This is a genomic window from Aquabacterium lacunae (genome assembly GCF_004310865.1).
GTDB lineage: Bacteria > Pseudomonadota > Gammaproteobacteria > Burkholderiales > Burkholderiaceae_C > Aquabacterium > Aquabacterium lacunae.
Window position 1 is genome coordinate 153,079 of record NZ_SIXI01000001.1, and the last position, 26,029, is coordinate 179,107.

A 26,029-nucleotide genomic window follows, 5' to 3' on the forward strand; every position below is an offset into this window, starting at 1 on the left:
TGGCAGCCATCCAAACATTATCAATATTGATATACTATCTGAAAGCAAAGTTTCCGCGACACAGACCATGGACACACCCACCCAGATCGACATGAGCGCCATGCGTGCCGCGGCCACCCGGGCTGTGGCCGCACTCAAGCCACTGGCCAACGAAGACAGGCTGCTGCTGCTGTGCCAGCTCACCCAGGGTGAGCAGTGTGTGAGCGACCTGGAAGAAAAGCTGGGCATCCGCCAGCCCACCTTGTCACAACAGCTGGGCGTCTTGCGCGACCAGGGCCTGGTGGCCACACGCCGCCAGGGCAAGAACATCTACTACCGCGTGGTCGACCCCGACGCACTGGCCATCTTGCAGGTGCTTTACAGCCTGTACTGCCCGAAGGACTGAACCATGACCATCGACTGGACCCATTTCACCCCCTGGGCCTCGCTGGCAGGCGGCGTGCTGATCGGCCTGTCGGCCGTGATGCTGGCGGCCTTCCATGGCCGCATTGCCGGCATCAGCGGCATCGTGGGCGGCTTGCTGACCCGTCAGCCCGGGCCTGTGGCCTGGCGACTGGCCTTCATCGGCGGTTTGCTGCTGGCCCCCTGGTTGTGGCGGGCAGGCCAGCCCTGGCCTGCCAGCACGCCGGTCGGGTCGTGGCCGCTGCTGGTGGCCGCAGGCCTGCTGGTGGGGATCGGCACGCGCTACGGCTCGGGCTGCACCAGCGGCCATGGCGTGTGTGGCCTGTCGCGGCTGTCGCCGCGTTCGCTGGTGGCCACCCTGAGCTTCATGGCCCTGGGTTTTGTCACGGTCTATGTGATGCGGCACCTGATGGCCGCCGCCTGATGCGCCGCACGCACCGTCTTCAAGGAGTTCCCATGTCTGCCACGAATGCACACCTCACCCGTCACCCGGCTCCGCCGGCCGCGCTGCAGCCGCTGCTGGCCCTGACCGCCGGTCTGGTGTTCGGCCTGGGCCTGCTGCTGTCGGGCATGGCCAACCCGGCCAAGGTACTGGCTTTTCTGGACCTGGCCGGCGCCTGGGACCCTTCGCTGGCCTTCGTGATGGGCGGCGCCATCGCTGTGGGCCTGGCGGGCTTTGGCTGGCTCAAGCAGCGTGAGACCACCCTGCTGGGTGAACCATTGGCTTTGCCCAGCAACCGCCAGATCGATCGCCGCCTGGTGCTGGGCAGCCTGGCCTTTGGCGCGGGCTGGGGCCTGGCCGGCTATTGCCCGGGGCCGGCTCTGGTGTCAGCCGCCATGGGCCAATGGCAAGCCTGGGTGTTCGTGGTCGCCATGCTGGCGGGCATGGGCCTGTTCGAGTGGCTGGAGCGACGTCAGGGTGCGTAAACCGCATCCTTGAACCGCAAAGCCCCATCGACCTTCCACTGGAAGTTCACCAGCAACTCGCCGCGCGGCCCCAGGCGGCTGGAACCGATGGTTTCGCCTGGCGCACTGTCGACCACCAGGTCGTTCAGGGGAACATGGTTCAGGCCATTCCACAGGAACGTGGTGCCGTTGTAGCCATACATGGTGTAGCCGTACAGGAGCACCTCCCCCCGGTCGTTGACGTCGTACACGCTCCAGAGCACCGGGGCTGGCAGCGGCGGATCGGGCAACCAGCGCCACTGTCCGGCCTGCCAAGTGAACCCGCGCGTGCCGCCACCCGGCATGTTGACGTAACCCGCCACAATGCCTGAGGGGCTCACGGCCATGGCCAGCACCTCCCCCCCCTCGGGCGAGACGATTTCGCTGAACACACCATTGGACCAGACATGCGCCTTGGTCCGGGAGACGCCGCCCTCGGTGCCAAACGTGCGGCACACCACCTGGCCCGCATCGGTGAGCCCCACGCAGAACAGGCTGTTGGCGCCCGGTGGCAAGGGCTTGAGCCACTTCAAGGTGGCCTTGTCTTTGCCCACGAAGAACTCGCCGTCGGACAGCACCGAGCTGGTCAGTGCCCGACGCCCCAGCACGAGACCGCTTTCGTTGATGTGCCTGGCCGACGATCGGGCGCCAGCCCCCAGGTCCACCACCTTGCCATCACGCCAGACCACCGCGACGCTGTTGGTGCGGTCCAGGTAGGTTTTCGACTCGCCCGCAGCCACCCCGCTGCTGTTCATGGACCACACGCGGGCGTCCACACCGCGCGCCAACGCCGGCAAGGTGATCGCCACGCCGTCGGCGCGCCAGATCGTGGCGTCAGAGCGACGCACCGCTTCTTTGGCCGCGACGATGCGCAACCCGTCGAAGTAGTACCGTGTGGTCTCACCCGTTTTGACCTGTGTGAGCCCCGCCACCTGGCCCTTGGCAAACACATCTGCAGGCACGATCTGAACCACGTCGGCCGGCGCTTGAAGCACCGCGACACGCCGGTACGGGTTGGCTTGCCCGTGCGCAGCACCCGCGTGAACGATCAAACCCAACACGGTCGCGCTGGCGCCAAGGAAGCGCCAGGCGCCGGATGCATGCGAAGACGGCATGGTCATGGGGAGGCTCCTGTTTTCATGAGGTGCCCAGCGCATGAAAAAGCCTCCGGGCACGGTGCCACGGAGGCTACAGGAGCCGGCGTGTGCTGCCAGCCCGCACAATCCCGAACGCGGCGCGTTAGTCGGGCATCAGGAAATCACGGCTGATGCCATAGCCCAGATCGCTGACACGGTCGAGGAACTGCGTGAGGTAAGCGTGCAGGCCGGTGGCCAGGATTTCGTCGATGCGAGCAAACTGCAGGTCAGCGCGCAGGCGGCCGGCGCGGCGCAGGGTTTCGTCGCTGTGGTCATTGGCCACGGCGCGCAGGTTGCTCACCACTTCGTCCACGCAGTACACCAGCGAGCGCGGCATTTCCGCGCGCAAGATCAGCAGCTCGGCCACCTTTTCGGGGCGGATCACGTTGCGGTACACCTTGCGGTAGATCTCGAAAGCCGACACCGAACGCAGCACGGCCGACCAGTGGTAGAAGTCGACCTCCTTGCCTTCGTTGCCCAGGCCCGAGCCGAAGAACTCGGTGTTGCGGGCGTGGAATTTCACGTCCACCAGACGGGCCGTGTTGTCGGCGCGCTCAAGGAACGTGCCGATGCGCTGGAAGTGGAAGGCCTCGTCCTGCAGCATGGTGCCCAGGGTCACGCCGCGCGACAGGTGCGAGCGGAACTTCACCCACTCGAACAGCTCGGCCGGGTCGCGCTGCAGCGCGCCTTCCTTGAGCAGGCGGTTGAACTCCAGCCAGGTCTGGTTGGTGGTCTCCCACACCTCCGTGGTGAGGGCGCCGCGCACGGCCCGGGCGTTTTCACGCGCAGCACGCAGGCAGTTCAGGATGCTCGACGGGTTGCTGGCGTCGCTCACCATGAAGGCCATGACATGTTTGGCCTTGACCTCGTCGTACTTGGACATGAAGTCGGGCGTGAGCTCGCTGATGCTGAGCATGCCCATCCAGCCTGCCAGTGCCGCTTCGTGCGACTGCGGCAGCAGAGAGGTCTGGTAGTTGACGTCCAGCAGGCGGGCGGTGTTTTCGGCGCGCTCCATGTAGCGGGCCATCCAGAACAGGTGGTCGGCGGTGCGGGACAGCATGGGTTTGGTCTCCGTCAGGGCACTGGTAAGGCCGTGGTGCCATGGTTCACGGGCGAGCACATGGCTCGGCAGTTTGTCTTCGATGCGTTCGTTCAGCATGCGTGGGGCCCTCCCTCAGGCTTGGTATCGCAATGAACGGTGGTGGCCGTGATCTTCAGCTTTCCAGCACCCAGGTGTCTTTGGTGCCACCGCCCTGTGAGCTGTTGACCACCAGCGACCCTTCTTTCAGCGCCACACGGGTCAGGCCGCCCGGCACCATCTGCACGTCCTTGCCCGACAGCACGAAGGGCCGCAGGTCGATGTGACGCGGCGCAATGCCGCTTTCCACGAAGGTGGGACAGGTCGACAGCGACAGCGTGGGCTGCGCGATGTAATTGGTCGGGTTGGCCACCAGCACCTGGCGGAACTCTTCGATCTGGGCCTTGGTGGAGGCCGGCCCCACCAGCATGCCGTAGCCGCCTGCCCCGTGCACTTCCTTGACCACCAGGTCGGCCAGGTTGTCCAGGGTGTACTTCAGGTCGTCCTTCTCGCGGCAGATGTAGGTGGGCACGTTCTGCAAGATGGGCGTTTCACCGAGGTAGAACTCGATCATCTTGGGCACGTAGGGGTAGATCGACTTGTCATCGGCAATGCCGGTGCCAAAGGCGTTGGCCAGGGTCACGTTGCCGGCGCGGTAGGCGCGCAGCAGGCCGGCCACGCCCAGGGTCGAGTCCTTGCGGAAGACCTCCGGGTCCATGAAGTCGTCGTCGACCCGGCGGTAGATCACGTCCACACGCTGCGGGCCCCGGGTGGTGCGCATGTAGACGAAGTCGTCCTTGACGAACAGGTCCTTGCCTTCGACCAGCTCGATGCCCATCTGCTGGGCCAGGAAGGCGTGCTCGAAATAGGCCGAGTTGTACATGCCGGGCGTGAGCACCACGGCCGTGGGCTCGTTCACGCCACCGGGGGCCATGCTGCGCAGGGTGTCGAGCAGCAGGTCGGGGTAATGCGCCACCGGGGCGACGCGGTGCTCGGCGAACAGTTCGGGGAAGAGCCGCATCATCATCTTGCGGTTCTCGAGCATGTAGCTCACGCCCGAGGGCACGCGCAGGTTGTCTTCCAGCACGTAGTAGGTGCCACTGCCGTCGGGGTTGCAGGCCCGCACGATGTCGATGCCGGCAATGATCGAATAGATGCCGCCCGGCACGTTCAAGCCCATCATTTCCTTGCGGAACTGGGCGTTGTTGAGGATGGGCTCGGCCGGGATGACGCCGGCCTTGAGGATGTCCTGGCCGTGGTAGATGTCGTCCAGGAAGCGGTTCAGGGCGGTGACACGCTGCTTCAGGCCCTTTTCCATCTCCTTCCACTCGTGGCTGGGGATGATGCGAGGGATCAGGTCGAAAGGGATCAGGCGTTCGGTGCCCGAGCCGTCTTCGTCCTTGTCGCCGTAGACCGCGAAGGTGATGCCCACGCGGCGGAAGATCATTTCGGCTTCGTCGCGACGCGACCGCATGATCTCACCAGGCTGCCGGGCCAGCCACTGTTCGTAGGTCTGGTAGTGCGAGCGCACCGTTGCGCCGCTCTCATGCATTTCGTCGAAAAATCGCATCGGCTGTTCCCTTCGCAGGGATGGCAGGAAAGACACCCTGTTCTTAGCAGGGACTGTGCCAGGGGCCGGCAAGGGCCAGCCCTGCGATTCGATCATGCACCGCCTTGGTGACAACTCATGCCAGGGCTGGGCAACACCTCACCATGCGCCAGCTTGGTTCAGTCTGGCAGAAAACGCGGGCAGCGATGCCCCAATGAAGTGCAAAACAGGGTTTCACTTGCCCTGTGGTTGACATTCTTCGACAGGTCGGGTGGTCACGCGCACCACCAAGGTGTGCTGCCCACCCCCACGGATCACGCCGCGCAGGGGGGTGACGTCGCCGAAGTCGCGGCCATGGGCCACGCGGATGTGGTCGAGCGCCGGGATGCAGTTGTTGGTGGGGTCGAGGTCGAGCCAGGGATCGGTGCCGGGCAGCCCCAGGCCGGGGCACCACACGCTCAGCCACGCGTGCGAGGCGTCCGCACCGATCAGGCGCGGCTGCCCTTTGGGCGGGTGCGTGAGCAGGTAGCCACTGACGTAACGGGCCGACAGGCCGCAGGCCCGCAGGCAACCGATCATGAGGTGCGCGAAATCCTGGCAGACGCCCTGGCGCTCGCGGAACACCTGAAGGATGGGCGTGGAGATGTCGGTGGTGAGCGGTGCGTATTTGAAGTCCTGGTGCACACGCTGCATGAGCTCGTGCACCGCCTCGGCCAGGGGACGGTCGGGCTGCAGGCTCTGCTGGGCATAGTCACGCAGCTCCTGATGCAGCGGCACATAGGCCGAGGCGTAGGCGAACTCGCTGGCGGGCTGGAAATCTGCGTGGGCGCGATAGCTCAGCTGGCCCTGCACCTCGGCCACGGTGGCCGATTGCGCCAGGTCGAGGCCTTCGTAGCGGGCGAACACATCCACCTCGCTGCGGGCCACCACCTGCAGGCTGCCGTGGGGCGCAGAAAGAGAAAAGTACCCCAGCGAGTTGCCGAACGAGTCGGTGCGCACGCTGTGCTGCAAGGGCTGAGGGCTGACGCTCATCTCGAACTGGCGCAGGCGCTGCCCGGCATCGCTCAGCGGTCGCAGGCAGGCCACGTGGTGGGCCATTTCCACCGGGAAGGCGTAGCGGTATTCGGTTTCATGCACCACGCTCAGGCGAACGAAAGGCGGCGCGGGCAGTGAGGGGGCAAGGTCGGGGCGCATGGCAGGAAAGCGCGGCGAGGGGGTCAGCTGCGCAGGGTCTGGTTGGCCGGCTCGGCGTGCGCGAAATAGCGCAGGCCCAGTTCGTCCGACAGGCGCCAGGCTCCTTCGCTGAGGCGGCGGCACAAGGCCAGCACGGCCACATCGCCGGTGCCAGGCTGGATCAGCTCTTCCAGGGGGGCCCCCACGCCTTGCTGGGGCAGCAAATCCAGCAGGCCGGTCAACGGGCCTGCGTGTTCGGGCAGTTTGCCCAGCTCGGTCCGCAGACGCCGCAGCACGCAGCCCAGCGCACGGGGGTTGGTTTCGTCGGCCACCAGCGTGGCCACCAGGGCCGGCCATTCGAGGCGGCGCTGGAAGCGTGCCCGGAAGGTGATCTTGCTGTCGAACAGGGCCATCAGCAGGTCAAAGCCCGCCGGGCTGCACCAGGCGCCATGCTCGGTGAAGGCCTGCAGGAAGTGGGCGTAGCCGCTCAGGCGTTCCAGCAAGCGCCCCACGGTCAGCAGGCGCCAGCCGGCATCGCGGGTCATGCGGTCAGACTGGGCCCCGGTGACAGCGGCCATCTGCATGGCCAGGTGGTCCAGCGCCTCGCGGGTGTCGGCCAGGTCAACCGCCAGCACACCGCCGCGGCGCAGGCGCACGTCGAATTCCACCCCCAGCGAACGCAGCAGTCTGTCGTGCTCGGGCGAGAGGCGGTCGCGCAGCACGCGCGCCGAGCGCTCCAGGGCCCCGAGGTTGAAGGCCAGGCTGTGGGCCCCCTGGGCCGCCGATGCATCGGCCAAGGCGTCGACCACGGCACGCTCGAACACCCGCGGCGACTGCTTGAGCGTGGGCGCTTCGGCCGGCAGCAGGCCGCAGCTGGCGGCCAGGGTGGACAAGGCCTCCAGCACCTGGGCGTCCAGGTCGTTGTCATCGCCCAGCAGGCTTTGCAGGGCCTGCACCAGGCGCAACTGCTGCTCGGTGCGTTCGGTGTAACGGCCCATCCAGAACAGGTTTTCGCCGGTGCGGCTGGCCACGGGGCGCTGGCGCTGCACGAGGTCGGCGGCCGTCATGGGTCGCGGCAGCATCGAGAAGGTGTCGACCGTGTCGTCGGTGGTGACCCAGGTGTCCAGGCTGGAGCCCCCCAGCTGCATGGACACCGGGCCCGCGTCACGCGTGGCAATGCGGGTCATGCCGCCGGGCAGCACCTGCCAGCCTCCCATGCCGTCGGCCAGGGCGTACACGCGCAAGGAGGCGCCGCGCATGGCCAACTGCCCCTGCTGCCACACCGGGGTCTGCGAATAGCGCACGAAATCCTGGGCTGTGTAGGCCGCAGGGTCGCGCTCGATGCGCTCGCGCCACTGCTTCTGGGCCGCGGGCGTGAGGCTGGGGCCGATCACGGCCTCGAAGCTCTGGCGCAGGCTGGGGCCGGCAAAGCCGGGCGTGGCCAGGTGCGGGTAGGTGGGCCGGATGACCTTGGTGTTGATCTCGGGGGCCAGCCCCTGCCAGGCGGCCGCCTCACCGCACCACCAGGTGGGCAGAGAAGGCATGGCCAGCGGCTGCCCCAGCAAGTGTTCGGACAGGGCCGGCAGGAAGCCGTGGATGGCCGGCGACTCCAGGAAGCCGGTGCCCAGGGCATTGGCCATCACGATGTGCCCCGCGCGCACGGCCTGCAGCAGGCCCGGCACCCCCAGGGTGGAATCGGCCCGCAGCTCCAGCGGGTCGCAAAAATCATCGTCGAGGCGGCGCAGCAGGCCATGCAAGGGCTCCAGACCCTGCACCGTCTTCATGTACACCCGCTCGTCGCGCACGATCAGGTCACCGCCTTCCACCAGTGGCAGGCCCAGGTAACGGGCCAGGTAGGCGTGCTCGAAATAGGTTTCGTTGTAGGGGCCGGGGGTCCAGAGTGCCAGGCGGGGTGGCTGGCCATCGGCACAGGCTGTGGCCAGGGCCTGGAGGTTGTCGACCAGGCGGCGGTAGCTGCTGGCCAGGTGCTGCACGTTCAGCGCACGGTAGGCCTCGGGGTACAGGCGCGAGACGATCAGGCGGTTCTGCATGACGTAGCCCAGGCCGGACGGGGCCTGGGTGCGCTGTGACACCACCCACCAGTGGCCATCGGGGCCACGCACCAGGTCAAAGGCCACCAGGTGCAGGTACACCCCACCGGGCGGCACCACGCCCTGCAGGCCGCGCAAGTAACCCGGATGCCCCAGCACCAGGGCCGAAGGCAGCATGGCCTCGTGCAGCAGCCGCTGATCGGTGTAGACGTCGGCCAGCACCGCGTTGAGCAGCTGGGCCCGCTGCGCGATGCCCTGCTCGATGCGCTGCCAGTCGGTGCTGCCGATCAGCATGGGCAGCACTTCCAGCGACCAGGGACGGCTGCTGCCCCCAGGCGCCGAGTAGATGTTGTACGTGACGCCGTCTTCGATGATCTGCTGGCCCAGGATGGCCTGGCGGCGTTGCAGGTCGCTCAGCGGGCCCCCCAGGTGGCGTGCGAAGTGCTGCCAGGGCTCGCGCAGCGCGCCGGCCTCGGTTCGCAGTTCATCGAAATGGCCGGCCTCGGCGGCACGGGCCAGCGACAGCATGTCGGACGCCACATCAGGGGCGGCCGGCAGGCTCTCAGGGTCGAACAGGGGCAAGGACGAGTTCATGGCAGGCGGGGTGTGTCGCCATTGTCCCGGCAAACCGGTCGCGCGCCCATCGGCGAGCACCCTGCCACCTGACATTTCTCCCTCATTCGTGGCGTCATCGAAGCCCTCGGGCACCTCAGGCCTGTTTCACTTTCCGCAAATCCAGCGTCAGCGGATGCTCCAGACCCGCCACCGGGTGCTTGACCTCCATGACGCCCGGGGTGTGCCCCAGGCGGAAGAAGCGGGCCAGACGCCGACTTTCCGCCTCGTAGCTGTTGATCGGGAAGGTGTCGTGGTTGCGGCCTCCGGGGTGGGCCACGTGGTACTGGCAGCCACCGATGGAGCGCTTGAGCCAGGTGTCCACCAGGTCGAAGGTGAGCGGTGCATCGACCCCGATCGTGGGGTGCAGGCACGAGGGCGGCTGCCAGGCCCGGTAGCGCACCCCGGCGACAAACTCACCCACACGCCCTGTCGGGTGCATGGGCAAGGCCTGACCGTTCACCGTGATCACGTGGCGATTGCCATTGAGGCCGGTGGCCTTGATCTCCAGACGCTCCAGCGAGGAATCGACGTAACGCACGGTGCCGCCCGCAGAGCCCTCTTCGCCCATCACGTGCCAGGGCTCGAGCGCGGTGCGCAGGGTCAGGTGGACACCGGCCACCTTCACGTCGCCCACATAGGGGAAGCGGAACTCGAAATGCGGCGCAAACCAGGCCGGGTCGAAGTGGAAGCCGGCATGGCCCAGCTCGGTGAGCACGTCGGCAAAGTCCATCTCGACAAAGCTGGGCAGCATGAAACGGTCGTGCAGGCCCGTGCCCCAGCGGGTCAGGCGGGTGGCGCCATGGCCGGTGTAGGGCTCGCGCCAGAACCACGCGATCAGCGCACGCAGCAGCAGCTGCTGCACCAGGCTCATCTTGGCGTGTGGCGGCATTTCAAAGGCACGCAACTCGAGCAAGCCCAGCCGGCCCGTGGGCCCGTCGGGCGAGTAGAGCTTGTCGATGCAGAACTCGCTGCGGTGGGTGTTGCCTGTGGCATCGATCAGCAGATTCCGCAAGGTGCGGTCGACCAGCCAGGGCGGGCACTGGCCCCACACCTGCATCTGCTTTTCGATCTCCTTCAGTGCAATCTCGACTTCATAGACCTGGTCCTGGCGGGCTTCGTCCAGGCGCGGCGCCTGGCTGGTGGGCCCGATGAACATGCCCGAGAACAGGTAAGACAGCGAGGGGTGGTTGTGCCAGAAGGTCAGCAGGCTGCTGAGCAAGGTGGGCTTGCGCAGGAAGGGGCTGTCGGCCGGCGTGGCCCCGCCCAGCACGAAGTGGTTGCCGCCGCCAGTGCCTGTGTGGCGCCCGTCGAGCATGAACTTCTCGGTCGACAAGCGGGTTTCGTGGGCGGCCTGGTACAGGAACTCGGTGTGGTCGACCAGTTGCTCCCAGTGGCCGGCCGGGTGGATGTTCACCTCGATCACGCCAGGGTCGGGCGTGACCTGCAGCAGGTTCAGGCGCGCATCGCGCGGGGGGCCATAGCCCTCCAGCACGATGGGCAGCTGCAGGTCGGATGCCGTGGCCTCGATGGCGCTGAGCAGGTCGAGGTAGTCGTCCAGGCTGCTCAGGGGCGGCATGAACACGTACAAGATGCCACCGCCCTGCCCGTTGGCCTCCACCTTGGGGCCATTGGAGCGATCTGGGTTGCGTGCCTCGACCACCAGGGCCGTGCGTGTGATCCAGTGCGCCGACTCGAACCGCGAGGGGCTGGTGCTCGGGTCGATGCCCGAAACATGCGCGGGGCCGTGGGGGCCGGGGCTCACCGAGCCATCGGCCATGCCGGTGCCGCCGGCAAACAGGGCCGCTTGTGCCCCAGAGGTCTCGCCAGCGGTCTCGCCGGCCAGTTCGGCGCCCTGGCCCTGCACGGCCACGGTGCCACCTTCGGCAAAGCCGCCGCCTGTGGCGTGGCTGCTGTACTGGGCACGCAGCGCCGCGGCCGTTGGCAAGGCAGGCTTGGGTGCAAAAGGGTCGTGCTCGTGCAGAACAGGGTGGTCGCCCTGGGTGGCCCAGGGCAGCGAATCGAGCGGCAGCCGGTAGCCCATGGGTGAGTCACCCGGGAACAGGTACATGCGCTCGTCGCGGAAGAACCAGGGGCCGGTCACCCAGCGCGGCCCCGACAAGCCCACGGGCCATTCGCGCTTGAGCGGCAAGGCATAGCCCACGGGGTGGTCCAGCCCCTGGTCGAACACGCGACGCAAACGCATGCGTTCCAGTTCGTCACTCAGGCGTGCGTCGTGCGGGTCCACGTTCACCGGCAGGCGGCGTTCGCGCCACAGGTAGTACCAGGTGTCTTCGAACCCCGTCTGGATGTGGTCGGTGCCCACGCCCAGCTTGGTGGCCAGGTGGCGGGTGAAACGCTCGGCGTCGGCACTGGTGTACACGCGCTCGCTGGCCTCGTCGGCGAACAGGCTGTCGTCGTGCCAGCAGGGCTGACCGTCTTTGCGCCAGCAGATCGACAGTGCCCAGCGCGGCAGCTGCTCGCCCGGGTACCACTTGCCCTGCCCGAAATGCAGGAAGCCTCCTGCGCCATACCGTGCCTTGAGCTTGTGCACCAGGGTGGTGGCCAGGCCCCGCTTGGTGGGGCCCAGGGCGTCGGTGTTCCACTCGGCACCGTCGCGGTCATCGACCGACACGAAGGTGGGCTCGCCTCCCATGGTCAGGCGCACGTCCTGCACCTTGAGTTCGTCATCGACCGCATGGCCCAGGGCATCGATGGCGGCCCACTGGTCGTCGGTGTAGGGCTTGGTCACCCGGGGCGATTCGTAGATGCGGGTGATGCCCATGTGGTGGGCGAACTCGACCTCGCATTCATCGACCGCACCCGACACCGGCGCAGCGCCCGTGGGCTCGGGCGTGCAGGCCACGGGGATGTGGCCCTCGCCAGCGAGCAGGCCCGAGGTGGGGTCCAGACCGATCCAGCCGGCCCCGGGCAGGAACACCTCGCACCAGGCGTGCAGGTCGGTGAAGTCGACCTCGGTGCCCGAAGGGCCGTCGAGCGCGGCCACGTCGGCCTTGAGTTGAATGAGGTAACCGGACACGAAGCGCGCGGCCAGCCCCATGTGACGCAGGGCCTGCACCAGCAGCCAGCCGGTGTCGCGGCACGAGCCGGTCTTGAGCGTGAGCGTTTCTTCCGGCGTCTGCACACCGGGCTCCATGCGGATGGTGTAAGCAATGTCGCGTTGCAGCCGCTGGTTCAGGCTGACCAGGAAGTCGATGGTGCGCACTTCGTCGCGCGGGATGCTCGCGACAAAGGCCTTGAAAGCTGGCGTGAGAGGGCCCTTGACCAGGTAGGGGGCCAGGTCATGTGCCGAGGCCTCGTCGTACGCGAAGGGGTAGTTCTCGGCGTGGGGCTCCAGAAAGAAGTCGAAGGGGTTGTAGACCGCCATTTCGGCGACCAGATCGACCGTGACCTTGAACTCCTGGGTTTTCTCGGGGAAGACCAGCCGGGCCAGGTGGTTGGCAAACGGGTCTTGCTGCCAGTTGATGAAGTGGGTGGCCGGCTCGATGCGCAGCGAGTACGACAGGATGCGCGTGCGGCAATGCGGCGCGGGGCGCAGGCGAACGATCTGGGGCGACAAGTTGACCAGGCGGTCGTACTTGTAATGGGTGACGTGATTCAGCGCGACGTGAATGGACACACGGGACTCCGGTGGACACTGGGGTTGCCAGGCGGCCTGGGAACGGCCACACCGAACCCCAGCAAGTTATGGGCCAACTTGGTGCACTGCATCATGAACCGCGGGCGTGAAGGATTGGTGAAGCGTGGGATGTCGCTTTTGTGAGCGGCAGAGCATCGGTCGCACCCGGATGCCAGTAACGCTGCCTCAGCAGCTTGAAGCAGACCGGCGGCTGCGGGTTGCCGCTGTGCCAGCGCCAGGCGCCACAGGCCGGCGAGGTCACCACGCGGGCACCATGGGCCTGCAAGCGCTGCAACACATCAGGGTGCGGGTGACCGTAGCGGTTGCGCTGCCCCACCTGCACCACCGCCCAGGTGGGGGCCACGGCCTGCAAGAAGGGCTCGGTGCTGGAGGTGCGGCTGCCGTGGTGGGCCACCAGCAGCACCTCGCTGCGCAAGGCCTGAGGCGGCATGGCGTCAACCAGGGCCTGCTCCTGATCGGCTTCGATGTCGCCGGTCAGCAGCACCTGGCGGCCCTGGGCGCGCACGGCCAGCACGCAGGAAGTGGCGTTGTCGGGGCGCTCGTCATGGGACGCCACCGCTTGTGCAGGATGCAGCACCTCGAACTGCACGCCGTCCCATTGCCAGTGCTGGCCGGCCACGCAAGGCAAAGCCGCGGGCACCTGCCCGGTGGCATCCGCCTGGGACCACAGCGCATGGTCGGGCGCCAGCGAGGCCCGCAAGCGCGCCACTGGCCAGCGGCGCATCAAAGACACAGCCCCGCCCACGTGGTCGCCATCGCCATGGCTGATCTGCAACTCGTCCAGGCCCGACACCCCCACGGCGCGCAACAAACCGTCGAGTGTGTCGCGCCCGGCGTCGTTGCCCCCGAACCTGACCGGGCCCGTGTCGAACAGCAAGGCGTGGCGGGCGGTTCGCACCAGCACGGCGGTGCCCTGCCCCACGTCGGCCGCCCACACTTCGGCCTCTCCCTGGGCGGGCACCGGCCAGCGCTGGCTGAGGCTGGTGGGGCACAACAAGGGCAGGCACAGCGGCAAGGCCAGCAGCCGCGTGCGGGTGGCCACCGGCGCAACACACCAGGCACCGCCGAGCAGGCCCAGCGCAGCAGCCCAGCCCCGCACCTCGGGCACCACCCACCAGGCCCAGCCCACGGAGTGATCGGCCACGGCCGCCAGGGCATCCAGCGTGAACTGCCCCAGCGGCTGCAGCAGCCACCAGGCGGGCTCGAAGGCCAGACCAAGCAACGCCAAGGGTGTGAGCGCCAGAGAAAACCACGGAATCGCACCCAGGTTGGCCACCAGCCCCACCAGCGAGGTGGCCTGAAAGAACACCAGCGACAAAGGTGCGAGGCCCACCGTGGCCACCCATTGCGTGCGCCACAGGCTGCGGGCCTGTTCGCGCACCGACTGCCATGCCCCTTGCTGCGCCGACAGGGCAAGCTGCGGCTCGTCACCACTCCACATCAGCACGGCCACGGCCACGAAAGACAGCCAGAAGCCTGCCGACATCAAGGCCCAGGGGTCCCAGGCCACCACACCCACGGCCGCCAGCAGGCACACCAGCGGCCAGGGCCACCGGTGGCCCGTGGCCTGCAGAGCGGCCACCACACCCACCATCCACACCGTGCGCTGGGCAGGCACGCCCCAACCGGACAGCAAGGCGTAACCCAAAGCCCCCAGGACCAGGGCCACGCGCTCCACCTGGGGCGCAGGTTGCCGGGCCATGGCCCGGGGCGAGCGTCGCCAGAGCCACCCCAGCACACGTGCGCACAGCCAGCCCATCATGGCCACATGCAGACCGGAAATGGCGGCCAGGTGGGCCGTGCCCGTCAGGCGCAAGGCGTCCCAGTCTGCCGGCTGAATGGCGCCTTGCTCACCCAAGGCCAAACCGCGCACCAGGCCCGCCACGCCAGGGCTCAGACAGGTGGCACCCCACGTGGCGGGGGCCTGCCCAGCCGGACAGGCATGGGCCAGCACACCGGCCCTCAGGTGGGCGCGCCAGCGCTCCACCCAGCCCGGTGCGCGCCAGGTGGCCGCCTGCCATCGCGTGGGCGGGGCGTGCCCCTTGGCCAGGCGCATCTGTCCGCGCTCGCCTCGTTCCCAGGCCAGCAAGGGCAGGTCGGGGCCTCCCGGGTTGGCCCGACCGTCGGCCACATCGAGCTGCACCACCCATTGCCACACCTCGCCGGGCAACGGCTCCTGGCCGGCCGGCGGCGCGGGCCAGAACAGCCCCACGCTTTCGGGCACCCGGGCCCTGGGCGGCAGGTCCGGGCGATGCCAGCGCATGCCGCCCTGCCATGCTTGCCCACCGGGCGGCTGGCCACGGGCCGTTTCGGTCGGGCCATCGCCGGGCAAGGGCTGCACTGTCAGCACGGCCAGGCGCAGCCCCAGCCCACCGGGGCGATGATCGGGCATGGCCATGACGCGTGCCGTCAGGCGCAGCACGGTGGGCTGCGCCTGCCCGAGGCCCCGCCACTGCGCAGGCCACTGCTGCATCAGCATGTCTTGCGCCTGCCACTGCGCCCAGCCCCATCCCGCAGCCAGCGCCGCAAGCGCCAGGGCACTGACACCCCAGGTCCATGCAGGTGGCTGAGTCGGCCGGGTGTTCAGGCGTGGCAAGCGCCCTGACGCTGTTGAACGCCCATGCAGCCGACGCCACCGAGCCAGCACCGACACACCGGCGCACAGCAGGACCATCAAGGCCGCCAGAGGCCACAGCCCGGCCTGCAGGTGCACCTGCTGCAACTGCAAACCCACGCCCAGCAGAAAGGCCAGCATCACCGCGGCCCAATGCAAGGCCATGGTCAACTCCCTGAAGTTGTACGAGATTTTCATGGGGCCCTGTGCGGGCCCGGCAGGCAGTGTAGGATCGGCCGCAACCCGCCAGGCGCGTGCCAGCACCCCCTGCAGCGGGCCCACCGAAGGGCGATGACACGCCCCACGTTTCCTCCGCATCTGCGCCGCAGGTGCTTCCAATCAGCGTCCATTCCGTCATGAGCATCGCCGACCGCCTGCAAGCCCTGGGCATCACCCTGCCCGCCGTGGCCACACCCGCCGCCTCTTACCTGCCCTACATGCGCACGGGCAATCTGGTCTTCCTGTCGGGTCACATCGCCAAGAAAGACGGTCAGGTGTGGGTGGGCCAGCTGGGCAAGACCATGGGCACCGCAGAAGGCCAGCAGGCCGCCCGCGCCGTGGCCATCGACCTGCTGGGCACGCTGAACGCGGCCGCCGGTGGCCTTGACAAGGTGGTGCGCATCGTCAAGGTCATGAGCCTGGTCAACAGCACGCCAGAGTTCACCGAGCAGCACCTGGTCACCAATGGCTGCTCCGAGCTGCTGGCCGAGGTGTTCGGCGAGGCCGGCCGGCATGCGCGCAGTGCCTTTGGCGTGGCGCAGATCCCGCTGGGCTCGTGCGTCGAGATCGAACTGATCGCCGAAGTGCAGTGAGGCCCACCATGGCGTTTCCCACCCGCACCAGCCAGGCCCTGATCGGGCTGGGCAGCTTCGCCGCTGTGGGCTTTGCGCTGTACAGCCAGCACCACCTGGGCATGCAGCCTTGCCCCTGGTGCATCTTGCAGCGCATCGTGTTCCTGGCCATTGGCGCCGTGGCGCTGCTCAGCGCACTGCAGCCGTCCGGCCTGCTGCGCCGGGTGCTGTCGCTGCCGGTGCTGGCCCTGGCCGGTGGTGGGGTGGCCGCAGCCTGGTGGCAGCACTTCGTGGCCGCCAAGACCCAGTCGTGTGCCCTCACCTTCGCCGACAAGGTGATCAGCTTCTTCGGCGCCGACACCCGCTTTCCCGAGGTGTTCGAGGTGCGCGCCTCGTGCGCCGATGCCGCGGTCAACCTCCTGGGGGTGCCTTACGAATTCTGGAGCATGGCCCTGCTGGCCGTGATCGGGTTGCTGGCCCTGATGGGGCTGCTCACCCGCGCTCCGCGTCGCTGACATCCATGCCCGCACACCGGCCGGCTCCCACGGCCCTGATCGACTTCCCGGCCGATCTGGCGAACGCGCAAAGCCGATTGCGCCTGCGCGCCCACCAACCCAGCCGCTGGCTGGTGGCCCATGACCCGAGCCAGGTGCAGCGCCTGCTCGACGACGTGCACGCCTGGACGCTCGACGAGGGCCCGGCCCACGCCGCTCACCCCGGCCGTTGGGCCGTGGGCTGGGTGGCCTACGAGGCGGCCCCGGCCTTCGACCCCAGCCTGCCGGTCAAGGCCCTGCCACCCGGCGCACCCTATGCCGTGTGGGCCCTGTACGAAAGCGATCAGGTGGAGGTGCTGTCGGCCAGTGGGTCTGAAGGGGGGCAGGCGTGCATGGCCTCGGCGCCCTCCGGCCACCGCTGGCACCTGGGCCCCTGGCAAGCCGACACCTCGGCCGAACGCGCCCAGCAGCAGGTGGAGCAGGTGCGCGAGCTGATCCGGCAAGGCGAGGTCTACCAGATCAACCTGACCATGCGCCTGCAGGCGCCGATGTCCCATGGGGCCACGCCCCCGGGGGCAGGCACAGAGCACCCCACCGAGCCTCCCCGCACAGAGCCGCCCACCACCGAGGGCCTGCAGGCCTGCTTCGAGGCCTTGCGGCGCAGCCAGCCGCTGGGCTACACCGCTTTCCTGGACGCCCGGGCGGCCACCCGAGGCCCTGGCGCCGTGTTGAGCGTGTCACCTGAACTGTTTTTTGACTGGACAGGCCCTGCCCAAGGCGGCGTGCTCACCACCCGGCCCATGAAAGGCACCGCACCCCGCCTGCCCGACCCCCTGGCCGATCAGGCCCAGGCACACCACCTGACGGCCAGCGACAAAGAACGCGCCGAAAACCTCATGATCGTGGACCTGCTGCGCAACGACGTGGCCAAGGTGGCCAAGGTGGGCAGCGTGAAGGTGCCCTCGCTGTTCGATGTGCAGGCCCTGCCCACCGTGTGGCAGATGACCTCGACCGTGCAGGCGCACACCCGCGACGGGCGGCGCCTGAGCGAGGTGATGGGGGCGCTGTTCCCCTGCGGCTCGGTGACCGGAGCCCCCAAACGCCAGGCCATGCACCACATTGCACGCATGGAGCGCGCACCGCGGCATGTGTACTGCGGTGCCGTGGGTCTGATGCGCCCGGGCGGGCATGTCACCTTCAACGTGCCCATTCGCACCGTGGCCGTGCACACGCCCCCACCCGATGCGCCCTGGACCGCCCACTGCGGCGTGGGCAGCGGCATCACGCTTGACGCCACCCCCCAGGCCGAATGGCAGGAGTGGCAGCACAAGCAACGCTTCCTGGCGCGTGCCGTTGCGCCTTTCGAGCTGCTCGAATCGCTCCGCCTGGAAAACGGGCAACTGGCACGCCTGCCCCTGCACCTGGCCCGCCTGGCACGCGCAGCGGCACATTTCGGCCACCCCTTGCGGCTGGACGAAGTGAACGAAGCGCTGCGGCACCTGTGCCAGCAGCACCCCACCGGCGTGTTCAAGGTTCGCCTGCGGGTCGACGCCTCGGGCCAGGTGCTGGCCGAAGCCGCCCCCTTGCCGCTCCCCCCCGCCGACTCGGCCTTTCGTCCGGTTGCCCTGGCCACCCAGCCGATGCCGCCAGCCGATGATTTCGTCTGGCACAAGACCACCTGGCGCCCTCACTACGAGGCCTTCAAGCCGCCCTCGGACGCCTTTGACACCCTGCTGTTCAACGCGGCGGGCGAGCTCACCGAATTCACCATCGGCAACGTCGCCCTGCAACTCGGCGGCCGCTGGCTCACACCGCCTGTGCACTGTGGCCTGCTGCCCGGGGTGATGCGTGAACAACTGCTGGCGGAAGGCCGGCTGCACGAGCAGGTTCTGCAGGTGGCCGATCTGGCCCACGCCGAAGGGCTGGCCCTGCTCAACAGCGTGCGCGGCTGGGTGCCGGTTCGGCTGATCAGCGCAGCGTCAAGCGCCTGATCAGCGCGCGTCCAACCCGATCGACCCTGTCCTCCCTGGACAGGGGGACGTGAAGTATTCCCGCCAAAAGACTCCTTGGGCACAATAAATACCGTTCAGTATTTTTCTGAACATACAAGTGCATTCATAGGAGAAAGACCATGCGCAAGACCTTCACCGCACTGGCCGTGGCCAGCCTCTCGTTCCTGGGTGCAGTGGGCTCGGCCCAGGCCCAGGTCAACCTCAAAAACTACGTGCAGTGCCGCTCGACCGAGCTGGTGCAGTTCCAGGGCACCCTGGTCGATGCCGCCATCGCCACGCCCGAACTCAGCACCCTGACCAACCTGGTGGTGGCAGCCAACCTGGTCGGCGCCCTGTCGGGCCCAGGCCCCTTCACGGTGTTCGCACCCACCAATGCCGCCTTCGCCAAGGTGCCGGCGCCCCTGCTCAGCCTGATCGGCAGTGACACCGGGCTGCTGACCTCGGTGCTGACCTATCACGTCACCAAGGGCCATGCCGACCCGCGCAAGCCCATCACCCCCGTGCAGTTCAAGACCCTGCAAGGTCAGACCCTCTACGCAGGCTATGACGCCGACGGCGCCTCGGTGAACCAGTCGGTGGCCGCCTGCAAGGGTGTGCAGACCAGCAATGGCACCGTGTGGCTGATCGACAGCGTGCTGCTGCCCCAATTCAAGTGATCCCAAACTGATGGGCCCTGGCACCGGCCCATCATCACTTTCTGAAACAGTCTCGGGCGCCGCCATCGGTCACCGATCGCGGCACAATGCCCGGGCCTGCATCAGTTTCCTGTCTGCATGACCTCTTCGGTGCCCACGCTCTCTGTGACCGGTCTGAGCCACCAGTGGCCAGGTCAGCATCAACCCATGTTGAATGTGCCCACGTTGGCGCTGGCCCCGGGCGAGACCGTGTTCCTGCACGGCCCCAGTGGCTGTGGCAAAAGCACCCTGCTGGCTCTGTTGGCCGGCGTGCTGCCTGTGCAACAGGGCCAAGTGCTCTGGCAAGGCCAACCACGCCCTCAAGGGCTTGACGCCTGGCGCGGTCAGCACCTGGGCCTTGTGTTTCAGCAGTTCAACCTGCTGCCTTACCTCAGCGCCCTCGAAAACGTCTTGTTGCCCTGTCGATTGTCGGCGCCCAGGTTCCAGCAGGCGCAGGCAACCGCCGGCTCTGCCGCCGCCCAAGCCCGGGCGCTCCTGCGCGGCATGGATTTGCCAGCCGCCTTGCACACGCGGCCAGCGGCCCAACTGTCCATCGGGCAGCAACAGCGCGTGGCCGCTGCCCGCGCCCTGATCGGTGGCCCCGCCCTTGTGCTGGCCGACGAACCGACCTCAGCCCTGGACGAAACCACCCGCGACCTCTTCATGCACACCTGGCTCAGCCAGGCCCGTGAGGCGGGATCGGCCATGCTCTTTGTCAGCCACGACCTGCGGCTGGCTGCGCATTTCCAGCGACAGCTCACATGGCAAGACCTGCAGGGAGGCCTCGCATGAGCTGGTGGCCCCTGATCTGGCAAAGCGCCTGGCACCGCAGGCAGGTGCTGTGGCTCACCGTGATGTCGGTGGCCCTGTCGGCCGCCCTGCTGCTGGGCCTGGAGCGCCTGCGCGCCGATGTGCGCCAAAGCTTTGCCCAGGCGATCTCCGGCACCGACCTCATCGCAGGGCCCCGCACCGGTTCGGTCGAACTGCTGCTGTATGCCGTGTTCCACATCGGCCAACCCAGGGCCAACCTGCCTTGGGCCGCCGTGGAGCAACTGCGCGCCAACCCCGACGTGGCCTGGGTGATCCCGATTGCATTGGGTGACAGCTTCCGGGGCTTTCCGGTGGTGGCGACCGACGACAGCTTTTTCACGCACTTCCGGCATGGGGAACAACAAGCCTTGCATTGGCAAAGCGGCCAGGCGTTCGCGGGTGACAGCGAGGTGGTGCTCGGCGCCGAGGTGGCTCGGAGGCTGAATCTGCAGGTGGGTGACGCCGTGATCCTGGCCCACGGTGACGGCGCCATGGCTGAACACGACCACAGCGATCACCCCATGACCGTGGTGGGCGTGCTGGCCCCCACCGGCACCCCGGTGGACCGCGCCCTGCATGTGTCCTTGCAAGCCATGGCGTCCCTGCATGCGCATGGCAGCCTGGGCCCGGTCGATGGCCAAAGTGCCGCGGACATGCGCCAGCAACTGCAAGCCCTGATGCGGGCACCGGAGCAGCCCACCGCAGAGCCAGAACGCGCTCATGACCATGACCATGACCATGACCATGACCATAACCACGACCACGACCACGACCATGGTCGCGACGCTCGGCCCTCCTCCCACACCCAGGCAGCACCAGGACAAGCCGTGACCGCCGCCCTGGTGGGGCTGCACCAGCGCACCCGTGTCTTTGCCGTGCAGCAGCGCTTCCAGCAACAAGGTGACGGACGCTGGATGGCCGTGCTGCCGGGGGTGGCACTGGACGAACTCTGGGGGGTGATCGACCTGGCCGAACGCGCCCTGCAGGTGGTGTGCGTGCTGGTGGCTGGCGTGAGCCTGATCGGGCTGAGCGCCACCATCCTGGCTGGGCTGCAAGCGCGTCGACGCGAGCTGGCGGTGCTGCGTGCAGTGGGCGCCTCACCCCGACAGATCGCGGGCCTGATGGCCCTGGAAGGCGGCTTCATCACGGCCCTGGGCGTGGCCCTGGGCACAGCCCTGGGCTGGCTGGCCTTGTGGGCACTGAGCCCCTGGCTGCAGCGCCAGCACGGTCTGACCGTGCAGGCCCTGATCGAACCTGCACAATGGCAATGGCTGGCGCTGGTGTGGGCCGCTGGCTGGGCCGTCAGCCTGCTGCCCGCATGGCAGGCCTACCGCTGGTCCGTGCAAGATGGGCTCAACCCGGGCGCCTGACGCCCCCCCAACATCTCACACCATGCGCAGCACCCCGCCTCGCTCCACGTCAAGGCCCTCGCCCTTCATGCCCTGGGCGCCGACCCCATGGCTGCACCGCACAGTCCGCCACAAAGTCCGCCGCACAATCCGCCACGCAATCCGCCGCACCCTGGCGTTTGCGTTCACGGCCTGCATGGTGGGCGTGCTGCCCGCCACGTCATGGGCCCAGGCGACGTCGGCAAGCCCGGCCCCGCGTGCCAGTGCCACCGCACCTCGGCACCTGCTGTGGACCGATCTCACCCCGAAGGACTGGGACCCAGGCAAGCTGATGCGCGAGCGCTTCAAAGGCCAGAACTTCGATCTGCTCAGCGACGATGACCCCAAGGTTCAGGCCCTGATGGACGCCATGCGCGAACTGTGGGATGCCGCCCCGGTGAACGACGCCATGAATGGCGTGAGCGGTCGCCTGCCGGGCTACATCGTGCCGCTGGAAGAAAGCGCCAAAGGCCTCAAGGAATTTCTGCTGGTGCCTTACTACGGCGCATGCATCCACTCCCCCCCGCCACCGGCCAACCAGATCGTGCACGTGCGACTGGCCCAGCCCGTCAAAGGCTTTCGCACCATGGACACCGTGTGGGTGCACGGCACCCTGGAGGTGGCGCGCAGCAAGTCAGACATGGGGGTCAGTGCCTACCGCATCGACGCACGCAAGGTCGAGGCCTACACCCGAGAAAAGCCCCAGCCCGCACGCTGATCAGCGAGACTGGCAGACTGTGGCGCTGAATTCGCACCCTCCACCACACGACCACACATGCGCATCCTCCACACCATGCTCCGCGTGGGCAACCTGCAGCGTTCCATCGACTTCTACACCCAGGTCATGGGCATGAGCCTGATCCGCACCACCGAACGCCCGGAACAGCAATACACGCTGGCCTTCCTGGGCTACGGGCGCAACCCCGAGCACGCCGAGCTGGAGCTGACCTACAACCACGGCGTCGAGCAGTACGAGCTGGGCACGGCCTACGGCCACATCGCCATCGGTGTTGACGACATCGTGGCCACCTGCAACGCCGTGCGCGACAAGGCCGCCACGCTGGGTGGCGGCATCACCCGTGAACCCGGCCCGGTCAAAGGCGGCAACACCCTGATCGCCTTCATCACGGACCCCGACGGCTACAAGGTGGAGTTGATCCAGAGCGGCACGCTCTGAGCTTCACGCTGGCAGCCTGAAGCTCGACACGGCCTCGGCCAGCACCAGCGCCTGCTGGCGCAAGCCCTGAGAGGCTGCTGCGCTTTCTTCCACCATGGCGGCGTTCTGCTGGGCGTCGCGGTCCAGGTCGGACATGGCCTGGCCAACCAGGCCCACCCCTGCGCTCTGTTCGTGCGAGGCCTGCGCAATTTCCGACAACAACTGATTGATGCGCTCTGCGTGCTGCACGATGTCACCCATGGTGGCGCCGGCCGCCTCCACCACCGTGGTGCCACTGCCAATGCGCGCCACGCTGTCGGTGATGAGCCCCTTGATCTCGCGGGCGGCACTGGCACTGCGCTGGGCCAGTGCACGCACCTCGCTGGCCACCACGGCAAAACCTCGCCCCTGCTCGCCCGCTCGGGCCGCTTCCACCGCGGCATTGAGCGCCAGGATGTTGGTCTGGAACGCAATGCCATCGATCACATTGATGATGTCCGAGATCTTGCCCGAGGCGCCCTGGATCTCGCGCATGGTGCTGACCACCTGCCCGATCACCTCGCCACCATGCACGGCCACACCCGCGTTCTGGCGGGCCAGTTCGGCCGCGCTGCCCGCATGGCCTGCCGTGTTCTTCACGGTCGACCCGATTTCTTCGATGCTCGACGCCGACTGCTGCAGGTTGGCTGCAGCGTTTTCCGTGCGCACCGACAGGTCCTTGGCCGCATCGGCCATCTCCATGCTCGAGTTCACGATGGTGTCGGCCGAGGCCCGAACCTGCTGCACCAATCGGCGCAGCGACTGCTGCATGTCGGCCAAAGTGCGCATCAGACTGGCTGCCTCGTCGCGCCCCCAAGGGTTCGGTGAGGTGGTCAGGTCGCCCTCGGTCATGGCCTCCAGGTGCAGGCGCACTTCGTCCAGGCCGCCCTTGGTGACCATGTAAAAGCATTTGAGCAGGTAGCCCGCCAGCAACAGACAGCTGAGGGTCAGCACACCAGCGGCGGTCATGGCCTGCTGCGTGGCACGCTGACGCTCGGCCAGCAAACCGTCCAGGGTGCTCAACCCTCGCTGCATGAAGGCATCGGCCGCCGCTGCGGCGGCATCGCCCTGTGCAGTGAAGGCAGAGGCCTCCTGACCCACGCGTTCATCGGTCAGTGCCTGCACGGCCGGCTGCAACTGCGCCTGCACCGCCTGCTGCAGCTCACGCAAGGGCAGCGACTTGAGCACATCCGGCTCGGCACCGCCTGCTTTGCGCACCGACACCTCGATCTGTGCCATCCGGCGCTGCAGCAAGCGCACTTCGTCCTGCACCGCCATCCAGCCCTTGCGGTCCATCTGGCCTTCCATGGCCGCGGTGGACAACAAGGCTCGCAAGCGCCCTGCAGCCACGTACAGCTCAGGTGACGCCAGCACCGAGGCATCCATCAGGTAATAGCTGGCAATCTCTGGGTCCAGCGTCAGGCTGGACGTGTCCGCCACCCATTCCAGCAACTGCGTCAAGTGCGACAGGGTGAGGGTGTAGGCCTCGAAAATCTGCCGAGCGTCGTCGGTTTTCAGGGTTCGTGCCGCTTGCCAGGCGCGCGTGGCTTCGGCGTGCAGTGCATGGGTCTGCAGGGCGCCGCCCACTTCCTTTTGAGCCAGGGCCAGTTCAGCCCACAGCCCATCGGACTTCTGGCGCCAGGCCGGCAGGTCCGGGGCGGGTTGCCCACGGGCCTGGCGCCGGGCCTGTTGCCGCTCGTTGGTCAGGGCCACCATCAGGCCCATCAGCGGCTTGGCGTACCGGGTGCCCGCACGCTCCTGGGCCACGAACGTGGCCTGGTCTGTTTGGGCGCGCCAGAACGACACCCCCAGCACCAACAGCGGCAACAGGAAGGCCAGCGAAATGATGGCCGCCTTGGCCGGAAACCCGAGCTTGCGAAACAAGCGCACACCTGGCGCCCACACGCCGTGGTAGCGAAAAAATCCACCGAGGCCACGGTCCTGACCACGGCGGGTGGACACGGTGGTGGCAAGGGGCCCTGTCTGCGGCCCAGCACTGCGGGCCGATGCTTCCAGCGATGACATCGAGATCCTCCATCCAGGCGCCGCTCGGCACAGGGCCGGCCGAACAGGCAAGAATCAACACAGCCTTGCGGGCCGTTCAATTCCGAATTGGATCAGGGGGACATCGGCGACAAACCCGTGAACAAGGCCACGGATCCGGCCACTTGCAGGCGATGCACCATCATGAGACTGACCGCCGATCATGCCCATGACGCTGGCTGGTCAAGGCCTGATCAACACACCAATATGGTGCGTGATCCAGGCTTCCCGAAGCTCAGCCCCGGCGGGCGATGTCTGGGGTGGTCACTTGCACGTCACCGCATTGGGCGCGGTGGCGCAGCGCGTGGTCGATCAGCACCAGGGCCAGCATGGCCTCGGCGATCGGGGTGGCGCGGATGCCCACGCAGGGGTCATGGCGACCAAAAGTTTCCACCGTGGCCGGGTCACCGTTCAGGTCGATCGACGGGCGAGGCAGTCGGATCGAGCTGGTCGGCTTGATGGCCATCGACACGCGGATGTCCTGCCCGGTGGAGATGCCGCCGAGCACCCCACCCGCGTGATTGGACGTGAAGCCTTCGGGCGTGAGCGCATCACCGTGCTCGCTGCCCTTCTGGGTGACGCAGCCAAAGCCTGCACCGATCTCGACGCCCTTGACGGCGTTGATGCCCATCATGGCGAAAGCGATGTCCGCGTCGAGCTTGTCGAACAGCGGCTCGCCCAGGCCCACCGGCACGCCGGTGGCTTCGACATACAGGCGTGCGCCGATGGAATTGCCTTCCTTGCGCAGCGCGTCCATGTAGGTTTCCAGCGCTTCGATCTGCGACACATTGGCCGCAAAGAAGGGGTTCTGGTGTACGTGGTCCCAGCCTTCGTGCTGGATCACGACCTCGCCCAGCTGGGTCATGCAGCCGCGCACCTCGGTGCCGAACTGCTCGCGCAGCCATTTCTTGGCCACGGCGCCTGCGGCCACCATGGGGGCTGTGAGGCGGGCCGACGAACGGCCACCGCCGCGCGGGTCACGGATGCCGTACTTGTGCCAGTAGGTGTAGTCGGCATGGCCCGGGCGGAAGGTCTGCAGGATGTTGCCGTAGTCCTTGCTGCGCTGGTCGGTGTTGCGGATCAGCAGGGCGATGGGTGCCCCCGTGGTCTTGCCTTCGTACACACCCGACAAGATCTCGACCGCATCGGGCTCGTTGCGCTGGGTGACGTGGCGCGACGTGCCGGGGCGGCGGCGGTCCAGGTCACCCTGGATGTCGGCCTCGGTCAGGGCCAGGCCCGGGGGGCAGCCGTCGATCACGCAGCCGATGGCCGGGCCATGCGACTCGCCGAAATTGGTGACGGTGAAAAGCTGTCCGAAGGTGCTGCCGGCCATGTCAGAAGGAATGCGAACGGTCAAAACCCGTATTGTCCCCCAAGCGCCGCCCAAAAGCACCAACCCGG

Annotated in this window: 20 protein-coding genes; 11 read left to right on the plus strand and 9 right to left on the minus strand. The window is 67.6% G+C overall.

The features are described from left to right. Window positions 1-67 precede the first annotated feature (67 nt). The 3 genes from EYS42_RS00695 to EYS42_RS00705 are packed head-to-tail and all read left to right on the plus strand — an operon-like array spanning window position 68 to window position 1,329. Window positions 68-385 (plus strand): ArsR/SmtB family transcription factor, encoded by a 318-nt coding sequence (locus EYS42_RS00695; protein ID WP_130965956.1) that lies wholly within the window; start codon window positions 68-70, stop codon window positions 383-385. Between the two features lie 3 nt (window positions 386-388). Next, entirely contained in the window at window positions 389-826 is a 438-nt protein-coding gene (locus tag EYS42_RS00700) for a YeeE/YedE family protein (protein WP_130965957.1), read from the plus strand. 32 nt (window positions 827-858) lie between these two features. After that, on the plus strand, window positions 859-1,329 hold the full coding sequence (locus EYS42_RS00705) for a YeeE/YedE family protein (protein WP_130965958.1): 471 nt from the start codon (window positions 859-861) through the stop codon (window positions 1,327-1,329). Here EYS42_RS00705 and EYS42_RS00710 read toward each other — a convergent pair. The 7 genes from EYS42_RS00710 to EYS42_RS00740 all read right to left on the minus strand — a co-directional run bounded on the left by EYS42_RS00710 (window position 1,317) and on the right by EYS42_RS00740 (window position 15,386). After that, a complete protein-coding gene (locus EYS42_RS00710; RefSeq protein ID WP_130965959.1) occupies window positions 1,317-2,468 on the minus strand; it encodes a hypothetical protein in 1,152 nt (383 codons plus the stop codon). The genes EYS42_RS00705 and EYS42_RS00710 overlap by 13 nt on opposite strands. A 118-nt stretch (window positions 2,469-2,586) precedes the next feature. Then, complete coding sequence (locus EYS42_RS00715) at window positions 2,587-3,543, minus strand: alpha-E domain-containing protein (protein WP_130965960.1); 957 nt, start codon at window positions 3,541-3,543, stop codon at window positions 2,587-2,589. A 154-nt stretch (window positions 3,544-3,697) separates the two neighbouring features. Then, entirely contained in the window at window positions 3,698-5,131 is a 1,434-nt protein-coding gene (locus EYS42_RS00720; protein WP_130965961.1) for a circularly permuted type 2 ATP-grasp protein, read from the minus strand. A gap of 213 nt (window positions 5,132-5,344) precedes the next feature. Continuing rightward, a complete protein-coding gene (locus EYS42_RS00725; RefSeq protein WP_130965962.1) occupies window positions 5,345-6,304 on the minus strand; it encodes a transglutaminase family protein in 960 nt (319 codons plus the stop codon). Window positions 6,305-6,327: 23 nt separating this feature from the next. Continuing rightward, window positions 6,328-8,928, minus strand: a complete 2,601-nt coding sequence (locus tag EYS42_RS00730) for a circularly permuted type 2 ATP-grasp protein (RefSeq protein WP_130965963.1) — start codon at window positions 8,926-8,928, stop codon at window positions 6,328-6,330. Between the two features lie 115 nt (window positions 8,929-9,043). Continuing rightward, on the minus strand, window positions 9,044-12,586 hold the full coding sequence (locus tag EYS42_RS00735; protein ID WP_130965964.1) for a transglutaminase family protein: 3,543 nt from the start codon (window positions 12,584-12,586) through the stop codon (window positions 9,044-9,046). Window positions 12,587-12,677: 91 nt separating this feature from the next. Then, window positions 12,678-15,386, minus strand: a complete 2,709-nt coding sequence (locus EYS42_RS00740) for a DNA internalization-related competence protein ComEC/Rec2 (RefSeq protein ID WP_165456593.1) — start codon at window positions 15,384-15,386, stop codon at window positions 12,678-12,680. A gap of 191 nt (window positions 15,387-15,577) precedes the next feature. Between EYS42_RS00740 and EYS42_RS00750 the strand changes: the two genes are divergently transcribed. The 8 genes from EYS42_RS00750 (at window position 15,578) to gloA (ending at window position 22,567) form a co-directional block, all read left to right on the plus strand. After that, a complete protein-coding gene (locus EYS42_RS00750) occupies window positions 15,578-16,033 on the plus strand; it encodes a RidA family protein (protein ID WP_130965966.1) in 456 nt (151 codons plus the stop codon). 8 nt (window positions 16,034-16,041) lie between these two features. After that, window positions 16,042-16,527 carry a disulfide bond formation protein B gene (locus tag EYS42_RS00755; protein ID WP_130965967.1) on the plus strand — a complete coding sequence of 162 codons (486 nt, stop codon included), beginning with the start codon at window positions 16,042-16,044 and terminating at the stop codon, window positions 16,525-16,527. 5 nt (window positions 16,528-16,532) lie between these two features. Continuing rightward, window positions 16,533-18,497, plus strand: a complete 1,965-nt coding sequence (locus EYS42_RS00760) for a chorismate-binding protein (RefSeq protein ID WP_130965968.1) — start codon at window positions 16,533-16,535, stop codon at window positions 18,495-18,497. Window positions 18,498-18,637: 140 nt separating this feature from the next. Beyond that, window positions 18,638-19,174, plus strand: coding sequence for a fasciclin domain-containing protein (locus EYS42_RS00765; RefSeq protein ID WP_130965969.1), 537 nt, complete (start codon window positions 18,638-18,640; stop codon window positions 19,172-19,174). Between the two features lie 186 nt (window positions 19,175-19,360). Beyond that, window positions 19,361-19,984 (plus strand): ATP-binding cassette domain-containing protein, encoded by a 624-nt coding sequence (locus EYS42_RS00770; protein ID WP_245503449.1) that lies wholly within the window; start codon window positions 19,361-19,363, stop codon window positions 19,982-19,984. After that, complete coding sequence (locus EYS42_RS00775) at window positions 19,981-21,372, plus strand: ABC transporter permease (protein ID WP_165456594.1); 1,392 nt, start codon at window positions 19,981-19,983, stop codon at window positions 21,370-21,372. The genes EYS42_RS00770 and EYS42_RS00775 overlap by 4 nt, the downstream gene beginning before the upstream one ends. Window positions 21,373-21,394: 22 nt before the next feature. Next, a complete protein-coding gene (locus EYS42_RS00780; protein ID WP_245503450.1) occupies window positions 21,395-22,108 on the plus strand; it encodes a DUF3299 domain-containing protein in 714 nt (237 codons plus the stop codon). A 57-nt stretch (window positions 22,109-22,165) separates the two neighbouring features. Then, complete coding sequence (gene gloA, locus EYS42_RS00785; protein ID WP_130965972.1) at window positions 22,166-22,567, plus strand: lactoylglutathione lyase; 402 nt, start codon at window positions 22,166-22,168, stop codon at window positions 22,565-22,567. A 3-nt stretch (window positions 22,568-22,570) separates the two neighbouring features. Here gloA and EYS42_RS00790 read toward each other — a convergent pair whose 3' ends face one another. Beyond that, on the minus strand, window positions 22,571-24,610 hold the full coding sequence (locus EYS42_RS00790) for a methyl-accepting chemotaxis protein (RefSeq protein WP_245503451.1): 2,040 nt from the start codon (window positions 24,608-24,610) through the stop codon (window positions 22,571-22,573). Between the two features lie 253 nt (window positions 24,611-24,863). Next, window positions 24,864-25,961, minus strand: a complete 1,098-nt coding sequence (gene aroC / locus EYS42_RS00795; RefSeq protein ID WP_130965973.1) for a chorismate synthase — start codon at window positions 25,959-25,961, stop codon at window positions 24,864-24,866. Between the last annotated feature and the right edge of the window lie 68 nt (window positions 25,962-26,029).

What these genes read in the sequence shown, in the direction of transcription:
- EYS42_RS00695 (WP_130965956.1), top strand. Translation starts at nt 68, where the DNA reads ATGGACACACCCACCCAGATCGACATGAGCGCCATGCGTGCCGCGGCC.
- EYS42_RS00700 (WP_130965957.1), top strand. Translation starts at nt 389, where the DNA reads ATGACCATCGACTGGACCCATTTCACCCCCTGGGCCTCGCTGGCAGGC.
- EYS42_RS00705 (WP_130965958.1), top strand. Translation starts at nt 859, where the DNA reads ATGTCTGCCACGAATGCACACCTCACCCGTCACCCGGCTCCGCCGGCC.
- EYS42_RS00710 (WP_130965959.1), bottom strand. Translation starts at nt 2,468, where the DNA reads ATGACCATGCCGTCTTCGCATGCATCCGGCGCCTGGCGCTTCCTTGGC.
- EYS42_RS00715 (WP_130965960.1), bottom strand. Translation starts at nt 3,543, where the DNA reads ATGCTGTCCCGCACCGCCGACCACCTGTTCTGGATGGCCCGCTACATG.
- EYS42_RS00720 (WP_130965961.1), bottom strand. Translation starts at nt 5,131, where the DNA reads ATGCGATTTTTCGACGAAATGCATGAGAGCGGCGCAACGGTGCGCTCG.
- EYS42_RS00725 (WP_130965962.1), bottom strand. Translation starts at nt 6,304, where the DNA reads ATGCGCCCCGACCTTGCCCCCTCACTGCCCGCGCCGCCTTTCGTTCGC.
- EYS42_RS00730 (WP_130965963.1), bottom strand. Translation starts at nt 8,928, where the DNA reads ATGAACTCGTCCTTGCCCCTGTTCGACCCTGAGAGCCTGCCGGCCGCC.
- EYS42_RS00740 (WP_165456593.1), bottom strand. Translation starts at nt 15,386, where the DNA reads ATGGCCTTGCATTGGGCCGCGGTGATGCTGGCCTTTCTGCTGGGCGTG.
- EYS42_RS00750 (WP_130965966.1), top strand. Translation starts at nt 15,578, where the DNA reads ATGAGCATCGCCGACCGCCTGCAAGCCCTGGGCATCACCCTGCCCGCC.
- EYS42_RS00755 (WP_130965967.1), top strand. Translation starts at nt 16,042, where the DNA reads ATGGCGTTTCCCACCCGCACCAGCCAGGCCCTGATCGGGCTGGGCAGC.
- EYS42_RS00760 (WP_130965968.1), top strand. Translation starts at nt 16,533, where the DNA reads ATGCCCGCACACCGGCCGGCTCCCACGGCCCTGATCGACTTCCCGGCC.
- EYS42_RS00765 (WP_130965969.1), top strand. Translation starts at nt 18,638, where the DNA reads ATGCGCAAGACCTTCACCGCACTGGCCGTGGCCAGCCTCTCGTTCCTG.
- EYS42_RS00770 (WP_245503449.1), top strand. Translation starts at nt 19,361, where the DNA reads ATGTTGAATGTGCCCACGTTGGCGCTGGCCCCGGGCGAGACCGTGTTC.
- EYS42_RS00775 (WP_165456594.1), top strand. Translation starts at nt 19,981, where the DNA reads ATGAGCTGGTGGCCCCTGATCTGGCAAAGCGCCTGGCACCGCAGGCAG.
- EYS42_RS00780 (WP_245503450.1), top strand. Translation starts at nt 21,395, where the DNA reads ATGCGCAGCACCCCGCCTCGCTCCACGTCAAGGCCCTCGCCCTTCATG.
- gloA (WP_130965972.1), top strand. Translation starts at nt 22,166, where the DNA reads ATGCGCATCCTCCACACCATGCTCCGCGTGGGCAACCTGCAGCGTTCC.
- EYS42_RS00790 (WP_245503451.1), bottom strand. Translation starts at nt 24,610, where the DNA reads ATGTCATCGCTGGAAGCATCGGCCCGCAGTGCTGGGCCGCAGACAGGG.
- aroC (WP_130965973.1), bottom strand. Translation starts at nt 25,961, where the DNA reads ATGGCCGGCAGCACCTTCGGACAGCTTTTCACCGTCACCAATTTCGGC.